The sequence below is a fragment of the Pseudomonas sp. NPDC096950 genome (assembly GCF_044762525.1).
GTDB lineage: Bacteria > Pseudomonadota > Gammaproteobacteria > Pseudomonadales > Pseudomonadaceae > Aquipseudomonas.
In genome coordinates this window covers 1-4,469 of record NZ_JBIWEL010000054.1, presented here as the reverse complement: position 1 = coordinate 4,469, position 4,469 = coordinate 1, and the positions used below count along the sequence as shown (strand labels likewise).

General features: G+C 57.7%; 4 protein-coding genes and 1 pseudogene. 1 reads left to right on the top strand and 4 read right to left on the bottom strand.

The features are described from left to right. Positions 1-257 (bottom strand): annotated as a pseudogene (locus ACIQY3_RS34240) (metal-binding protein); the annotation flags it as partial. 105 nt (positions 258-362) lie between these two features. Here ACIQY3_RS34240 and ACIQY3_RS34235 point away from each other — a divergent pair. Continuing rightward, positions 363-941, top strand: coding sequence for a Maf family protein (locus ACIQY3_RS34235; protein WP_403029085.1), 579 nt, complete (start codon positions 363-365; stop codon positions 939-941). Positions 942-1,086: 145 nt separating this feature from the next. Here ACIQY3_RS34235 and sppA read toward each other — a convergent pair whose 3' ends face one another. The 3 genes from sppA to rluC are packed head-to-tail and all read right to left on the bottom strand — an operon-like array spanning position 1,087 to position 3,712. Then, entirely contained in the window at positions 1,087-2,076 is a 990-nt protein-coding gene (gene sppA / locus ACIQY3_RS34230) for a signal peptide peptidase SppA (protein WP_403029082.1), read from the bottom strand. Between the two features lie 24 nt (positions 2,077-2,100). Next, a complete protein-coding gene (locus ACIQY3_RS34225) occupies positions 2,101-2,763 on the bottom strand; it encodes an HAD-IA family hydrolase (RefSeq protein ID WP_403029080.1) in 663 nt (220 codons plus the stop codon). Next, positions 2,750-3,712, bottom strand: coding sequence for a 23S rRNA pseudouridine(955/2504/2580) synthase RluC (rluC, locus tag ACIQY3_RS34220; RefSeq protein WP_403029077.1), 963 nt, complete (start codon positions 3,710-3,712; stop codon positions 2,750-2,752). The genes ACIQY3_RS34225 and rluC overlap by 14 nt, the downstream gene beginning before the upstream one ends. Between the last annotated feature and the right edge of the window lie 757 nt (positions 3,713-4,469).

Below are 4,469 nucleotides of genomic sequence, written 5' to 3'. Positions count from 1 at the left end.
CTATGGATCGGCAGGGTGACCAGCTCAAGACAACGCTGGCAAACAATTTTGACTTCGGTGTCGATAAAGCTGTGGATTACCACAGACTTACGTTCATCTCGTTCAAAAACGAATTTAGCCTGCACCGTACCGACAGTGTCGGAAAGCGGGTCGCAGAGTCTCTCCTAATCGGCCAGCAGCAATTCACCTTGAAGGGTGGTGCCACGATCAGCCAATTTGCGCGGGTCAACGTGAGGTGGAATCGGGTCATTCAACATAGGCGCAGCATTATAGGGATGCACCCGGCCATGTCAAAGGAAATTCAGCCCTGTCCGTCACTTGGAAGCCTCGCTAGAATTCGCCCCTGCCTTTTGGAGATGCCCATGCTGCCTTTATTACTCGCTTCAAGCTCGGTTTATCGCCGGGAATTGCTGGCCCGCTTGCAGCTTGAGTTCACCTGCCGCTCGCCGGATATCGATGAAAGCCATAGGGCCGACGAGCCTGCGATTAATCTGGTAAAGCGTCTTGCCAAAGAGAAAGCCCGAGCATTGGCCGAGAGCCATCCTGCGCATCTAATCATCGGCTCCGACCAGGTCGCGGTACTCGGCGAGCGGATTATCGGCAAACCCCACACCTTCGAAAAGGCCCGCGAACAACTATTGGCATCCAGCGGCGCCAGCGTGACCTTCCTGACTGGCCTGGCGCTGCTCAACAGTCAGACCGGCCACTGCCAGGTCGACTGCGTACCCTTCACCGTGCACATGCGCACGCTCGACCCGGCGCGCATCGAACGTTACCTGCGCGCAGAACAGCCCTACGACTGCGCTGGCAGCTTCAAGGCCGAAGGTTTGGGGGTGAGCCTGTTTCAAAGCACCGAAGGCCCTGACGCCACCAGCCTGATCGGCCTGCCGCTGATTCGCCTGATCGATATGCTTTTGGTGGAGGGCGTGCAGATACCTTGAAGATCAAAAGATCGCAGCCTCGTTTCGCTCGATAGCCCCTACAAGGGATATGCATTTCAATGCAGGAGCTGTCGAGTGAAACGAGGCTGCGATCTTTTGACGTTAAAAAACCGGCCGAAGCCGGTTTTTTTATGCGCTCAAGCAATCAGCGCAACGATGGACCGTGAAACCCCATCCACATCGCAATCTGCTCAGCCACACTGGCGCCGAGCTTCTTGGAGAACCGATCAAGCGGCGACTCCTGGACGGTGAAGTCCACGATTTCTTTCTCGCCAATGATATCGCGAGCAACCGAACTGGTATTCCCCAGACCATCGATCAAGCCCAGCGGCAGTGCCTGCTCACCCGACCAGACCAGACCGGAGAACAGCTCTGGATGATCCTTGTCCTTGAGACGGTCGCCACGACCCTTCTTCACGCTGGCGATGAACTGCTGGTGAGTGGTGTCGAGCACGCCCTGCCAGAATTGGGTTTCTTCAGGCTTCTGCGGCTGGAACGGATCAAGAAACGATTTGTGCTCGCCGGACGTGTAGGTGCGGCGTTCAACGCCAAGCTTCTCCATGGTGCCGACAAAGCCGTAGCCGGCCGCCGTCACACCGATGGAACCCACCAGGCTCGCCTTGTCGGCGTAGATCTGGTCCGCCGCACTGGCAATGTAATAAGCACCGGAAGCGCCCAGGTCCGAGATCACGGCATACACCTTGATATTCGGATGCAAGGCACGCAGACGGCCAATCTCGTCATACACGTAACCCGACTGCACAGGGCTGCCACCAGGACTGTTGATCCGCAGAATGATGCCCTTGACCTTTTCGTCTTCGAAGGCCGCGCGCAGACTGGTCACGATGTTGTCGGCGCTGGCGGTCTCTTTGTCAGCGATGACGCCCGTGACATCGATCACGGCCGTGTAATTCGAGCCACGGGTGGCGCTTTTTTCCATGCTGATCAGCGGCGACAACAACAGCAGCGCCACAAACAGATACGTAAAAGCCAGGAATTTGAAGAAAATCCCCCAGCGACGGGAGCGGCGCTGTTCCTGCACGCCGGCCAGCAACGTTTTTTCCAGCAGCTTCCAGCTTTTTTCGTCACCACCTTCAGCGCTCGACTTGTCGGGCGCTTTCCATTCGTCGGTCATTCCATCTACCCCAGCTAAAATGTATTAGGTGCGCTGATTCAACCACGCGTGCAATTCAGAAAAATGATCGATGGCCAATCGCGGCTCAAAAAGTTTCAGCGCCTCGATGGACTGGGCGCCATAACTGACCGCAACCGAATCCATGCCGGCATTGCGCGCCATCTGTAGATCGAAGGACGAATCCCCGACCATCAACGCCTGCTGCGCCGGAACACCACAATGGGCGAGAATCTCTTCAAGCATCAGCGGATGCGGTTTGCTGGCGGTTTCATCGGCGGCACGGGTGATATCGAAATATTCTTCCCAACCATGAGCCTTGAGCACCCGATCCAGCCCGCGACGCGCCTTGCCGGTGGCAACCGCCAAGTGATAACCCTCGTCGCGAAACGCCGCCATCGACTCGACCACACCTTCGAACAACGGCGAAGGTACGGCTTCCGCGGCGATGTAGTGATCCGCGTAGTGCTGACGGAACGCTATCAACTCGTCATCGCCGATCTCCGGGTACAACGTGCGAATCGCCTCGGGCAGCCCCAGGCCGATAATGCCTTTGACGGCAAAGTCATCACACAATTGAAAACCGGAGCGCTCGGACGCGACATGCATCGCCTCGACAATCCGACCAATGGAATCGGCCAAGGTGCCGTCCCAATCGAAAATCAGCAGTTTGTAATCAGAGGGGTGCACTCAGGCGCTCCACGGTCTTGGCCCACATCTCGTCAACGGGCGCCTGCAACTTCAGCTCGCCGCCATTTGGCAGCGGCACGGTTAGCATGTAGGCGTGCAGGAACAGGCGCTTGCCGCCCAGATCCCGAATCTCTTTGCTGAAATCGTCGTCGCCGTACTTGGTGTCGCCGGCAATGCAATGCCCAGCGTGCAGGGTGTGGACGCGGATCTGGTGAGTCCGGCCGGTGATCGGCTTTGCTTCGATCAGGGTGGCGAAGTCGCCGAAGCGCCGCAGGACCTTGAACACGGTCACCGACTCCTTGCCCTCCTCTTCGTCGACCTCGACCATGCGCTCGCCGGAGCGCAAATTGCTCTTGCCGAGGGACGCACGGACTTGCTTGATCGAAGCCGCCCAGTTACCGCGGACCAGCGCCATGTAGCGCTTGTCGACGCCATCGCCACGCAAGGCCGTGTGCAAGTGACGCAACATGCTGCGTTTCTTGGCGATCATCAGCAGGCCGGAGGTGTCACGGTCGAGACGGTGAACCAGCTCGAGCTCCTTGCAATCGGGACGCAACTGACGAAAGGCTTCGATCACCCCGTAGGTCAGACCGCTGCCGCCGTGAACCGCGATGCCACAAGGCTTGTTGATCACGATCAGCGCCTTGTCCTCGAAGATAATCGAGGCTTCGAGGCGCTGGAGCAGGCCTTGTGCCAGCGGTACCGGCTCGTCGCGCTCAGGCACGCGAACCGGCGGCACGCGCACGATATCGCCCGCCTGCAGCTTGTATTCGGGCTTGATCCGGCCTTTGTTCACTCGCACTTCGCCTTTGCGCAAAATGCGGTAAATCAAGGTCTTGGGCACGCCTTTGAGCCGAGCGAGAAGGAAGTTATCAATACGTTGGCCGGCATATTCCGGCGAGACCTCCAGCAGTTGTACGGCTGGGGTCGAAGGGGCAGTAGTCGTCATGGCGCGGATGATAACAATTTTTTATGGAATTGAAGCACTTAATCATTGCTGCTATAGTCGCGAACGCCGCCAAAAGCGGCCTGGACAGCGGACTAACGGTCAAAAACCGGCCCTGACCAACGCAATTCACCAGGGCGCGAGGCCGTCCTACGGGGCTTTCGCTACGTAACGGTGGAGTTTGCAGGTGTAACGAGCGCAGGTGACATGAGGCCTGAATCAAGCGGCAAAGCAGAGTTTTCACTCGCCTTGCGAGCCAATATTCATGGCCAGTTCACAAAGTGCAGTCAGCTGCGAATGACCCCGAGCGAACGCTTCGGAAACAACGCCTAAATTAGCCATGATGCGTGACCTCCCCTTTCGGAGCTCACGGTAAATGCCAACCCGCTGCGGATTCTGCGCGCGGCAGCTACCGAATTCTCAGGGATACGTGTTGGGTGGATATGCACAACCGCTGGACTGTGTAGCATTAGGCTTTATCAAGACGCTTCATCTCGTCCACAGCCGCTGGTTGATTCCTCCTCCTGACTGAGTGCTTAAGTAGCCACAGCAAGCAGGACGCGTACGTCGCGACGCCGGCCCACATTGGTCGCCATCGCTAGACACTGGAGTGTCCAACCACTCCTGACGCACCTGACACCGACCGTGAGAAGTCGTGTGTGCCGAACGCCGTTTCCGGCAGCCCGGAAACCGACGGTACTACATGAAAAGAATGCTGATTAACGCAACTCAACCCGAAGAGTTGCGTGTTGCACTGGTA

Excerpts from the sequence above, each read along its gene's own strand:
- sppA (WP_403029082.1), bottom strand. The coding sequence starts at position 2,076 with ATGACCGACGAATGGAAAGCGCCCGACAAGTCGAGCGCTGAAGGTGGT.
- rluC (WP_403029077.1), bottom strand. The coding sequence starts at position 3,712 with ATGACGACTACTGCCCCTTCGACCCCAGCCGTACAACTGCTGGAGGTC.
- ACIQY3_RS34235 (WP_403029085.1), top strand. The coding sequence starts at position 363 with ATGCTGCCTTTATTACTCGCTTCAAGCTCGGTTTATCGCCGGGAATTG.